This is a genomic window from Rhizobium sp. MHM7A, from assembly GCF_005862215.1.
Taxonomy (GTDB): Bacteria; Pseudomonadota; Alphaproteobacteria; order Rhizobiales; family Rhizobiaceae; genus Rhizobium; species Rhizobium bangladeshense.
The window spans coordinates 1-3,308 of sequence record NZ_VCHT01000053.1 but is presented as its reverse complement, the minus strand read 5'-3'; the positions used below and the strand labels follow the sequence as shown (position 1 = coordinate 3,308).

The window sequence follows — 3,308 nt, the reverse complement described above, 5'->3', positions numbered from 1 at the left end:
GCCGACATACATTTCGACCATGACCGACACGAAAATAGCTGCAACCAGCGAGAAGCAGATGACAACGATGCCCATGGCAAGAACGGCGGCAATCGCGAGCGCATTGTCTTCGAACACCCCGAACTGTGCTTGTTGCGACATTTGGGAGGCGACGCGGATGCCGGCATCGAACACTTCAGCAGGCGAAGCTGAACCGCCGCCGGCGCCAATCCGGAAAAGGCTGTCGACCACTGCTCGCGCAAAGGTCGGACCTTGGGTCAGAACGAATGCGAAGAACCCGATGAACATGATCCGCCGCACCAGTTCGGCGAACCAACTGTCCAGTGAGGCTGACTGGATCGCCAACCAGACGGCCGCAATGCCGATCTCGATCGTTGCAAGAATCCAGAATAGGGATTTCGCCGCCTCCATGATGGTGGTCTCCCACCCCTTCGCAGCAGACGAGACCTGGTTTTCCAGTTCCGTGAGGACCCGTCCCTCCTGCGCGAATGCAGGAACAGCATAGGCGAGGAAAAAGAGACCTGTAATCAGGAACGAGCGTGCGACAGTTACCTTCACCATCTTGGGCGCATCTCCTGACCTTCCGTGATCGGCGGCAGCTCCTTCTCGGAGCCGAAGAATTTTTCCCTGACGGCGCGCTGCTCCTCGGTGAGCGCAGGTATTCCCGTGTTTCGGTAATTGACGATCAGCACTGTCGCTGCTGACGATGCAGCGGCGACAGCCAACAGCAAGGCAATCAAGACTTGGCGGCTCACCATCTTGGTTCCATCTTCTGGCCGTCCGGAACGCTCTTGACCTCGGCGTTGAAGAACTTTTCCCGCCGCGCCTGCGCCAGGTCCTTGTCGGTCTGTTCCGTCTGCAGCCAGGTTCCCATCATTGTCATCTGTTGGGAGACGAGCCCGCGAAGCTTCTGCATTTGCGCGACTTGCTGAGCGGCGATCTCGTGCCCGACCTGCAAAGCCTTCACCTGCCCGTCAGCCGTTTCGGACATCGATCGCAGCGAGGACATCGTATCTTCCTCACTGTCGAACTGGTCGGCCGTGAGGCTCGCCGCCTTCAGCGAACTGGCGATTGTGTCGCGGTTGGTGTCAGACCAGGACTGATAGGTCGAGGAGAGCGTCGTGTTGTCCGGCAAATTCGTCTTGAGATCGGCGTAGCTCTGAAAGCGTTGCTGAAGAACGTCGTCCGCATTTCCCATCGAAAAAGCGATGCCCTGTCCCTGGTCGACGATGCTGCGCAGCTGGTTGAGATCGCTTTCGACCTGCCCCCAGACATGGTCAGGAAGCTGGGCGGTGTTTTGCAGCATGTTCTCGTAGATCTTCAGCTGGTTCTGGATCTGCTCTGCAAGCTGGCTGATCTGGGTCAGCTGATTGTCGACCTGGATGCCGGAGCTTTTCATGAGATCCACGAGCTGCGCATTGTTGGCGAGCTGCGTCCATTCGGTCGCAGCGCCGGTGGCTGTACCGGCTTGCACAGAGCCTGCAGCTCCGATCGTGAGAGCGGCGGCCGCCAAGCAGGCGAGCCATCTATTCGAACGTGAGTAGCGATGCGGCATCGTGAACTCCTCTCGTTTCAAGCCAGTGGATCGGCCAGTCGTGGCCATGTTCGGATTTCAGTGCGCGGATGCGTTTGAGGTCCTCTTTGCCCGACGCGCCGACAAAGCTCAGCGCGACTGGCCCAAGCGACATGTTGAAGAGCCGGCGGCCTTCTGGCGTGGCGACGTAGTATTCGCGCTTCGGCATGGCCGTAGCGACGATCTCGATCTGTCGCTCGTTGAAGCCGATGCGCTCGTAGAATTCTCGCGTCCCCGACTCGCGAGCGGCGCCGTTTGGGAGGCATATCTTTGTCGGGCAGGATTCCTTTAGTACGTCCATGATCCCGGACCGCTCGGCATCGGAGATCGATTGGGTCGCAAGAACGACGGCGCAATTCGCCTTGCGGAGCACCTTGAGCCACTCGCGAATCTTGTCGCGGAACACAGGGTGGCCGAGCATCAGCCACGCCTCGTCGAGCACGATCAGGCTCGGCGACCCATCCAAACGCTTTTCGATCCGGCGGAACAGGTAGGTCAGCACTGGCACGAGATTGCGTTCGCCCATATTCATCAGCTGCTCGATCTCGAAAGTCTGGAAGGCGCCGAGTGTGAGGCCGTCCTCTTCCGCATCGAGGAGCTGGCCCATCGGGCCATCGACGGTGTAATGATGCAGTGCGTCCTTGATCTCGCGCAGCTGCACGCCGCTGACGAAATCCGAGAGCGAGCGACCGGATGCACTCGCCATCAGGCCGATCTGCCGAGAGATGGCGTTGCGATGATCCGGGGTGATGGTGACGCCCTGCAGGCCGACCAGCATTTCGATCCATTCCGTCGCCCAGGCGCGGTCGGCATCACTTTTGAGTTCGGAGAGTGGGCAGAAGGCCAATGCCCTCCCCTCTTCCACATTGTCGCCGCCGATCTCATAGTGATCGCCGCCGGCTGCGAGCGTCAGGGGGAGAAGTGAACTGCCTTTGTCAAAGGCGAAGATCTGCGCATGTTCGTAGCGGCGAAACTGTGCGGCGATCAGGGCGAGCAACGTCGACTTGCCAGAACCGGTCGGCCCGAAGATCAGCGTGTGGCCGACATCATCGACATGCAGGTTCAGACGGAACGCTGTCGAGCCGCTCGCAACCTGCATCAAGGGCGGGGAATTCGGTGCGTAAAAGGGGCATGGCGCAACCGGGTTTCCGGACCAGACCGAGTTCAGCGGAATCAAGTCGGCGAGATTGCTGGTGTTAATCAGCGGCTCACGGATGTTGCAATACCAATTGCCTGGCAAGCTGCCGAGATAGGCGTCGGTGGCGTTAAGTGTTTCGATCCGCGCCCCGAAACCTTCCGCCTGGATCAGTCGCCGGATCGCTTCGGCCTTCTCCTGCAGTGCTTCGCGATCGCTGTCGAACAAGACGACGACGGGCGTGTAATAGCCGTAGGCAACAAGCTTCGACGAGGCCTGCGCGATCGCATCCTCGGTTTCAGCGACCATGGTCATAGCGTCTTGATCGACCGAGCGGCTTTGTGTCTGGAAGATCTGGTCGAAAAACGGCCGGACCTTCTGCTGCCATTTCTTGCGTGTGCGTTCGAGCTTTTGCCGGGCCTCCTCGGCATCCAGAAAGATGAAGCGCGATGACCACCGATAGGTCAGCGGCATCAGATCAAGGCTGTTCAGGATGCCTGGCCAGCTTTCGGCCGGCAGACCGTCGATCGCGACGATGCCGAGAAAACGGTTCTCAACCTTCGGCGTCAGTCCGTGCTCAAGCTCAGCAGTCGCGATCCA

Annotated in this window: 4 protein-coding genes; all 4 read right to left on the bottom strand. The window is 59.6% G+C overall.

Features of this window, described 5'->3' with window-relative positions:
• Nucleotides 1-561: P-type conjugative transfer protein TrbL (trbL, locus tag FFR93_RS40215; RefSeq protein WP_138397209.1), on the bottom strand; the 561-nt coding region annotated here is incomplete at its 3' end.
• Nucleotides 555-755 (bottom strand): entry exclusion protein TrbK, encoded by a 201-nt coding sequence (trbK, locus tag FFR93_RS40210; RefSeq protein WP_064250648.1) that lies wholly within the window; start codon nt 753-755, stop codon nt 555-557. The genes trbL and trbK, both read right to left, overlap by 7 nt.
• Nucleotides 752-1,555 (bottom strand): P-type conjugative transfer protein TrbJ, encoded by an 804-nt coding sequence (trbJ, locus tag FFR93_RS40205; protein WP_138397208.1) that lies wholly within the window; start codon nt 1,553-1,555, stop codon nt 752-754. The genes trbK and trbJ overlap by 4 nt, the downstream gene beginning before the upstream one ends.
• Nucleotides 1,527-3,308, bottom strand: a 1,782-nt coding sequence (locus FFR93_RS40200) for a conjugal transfer protein TrbE (protein ID WP_138397207.1), incomplete at its 5' end; no start/stop codon positions are given. The genes FFR93_RS40200 and trbJ, both read right to left, overlap by 29 nt.

Excerpts from the sequence above, each read along its gene's own strand:
- trbJ (WP_138397208.1), bottom strand. The coding sequence starts at position 1,555 with ATGCCGCATCGCTACTCACGTTCGAATAGATGGCTCGCCTGCTTGGCG.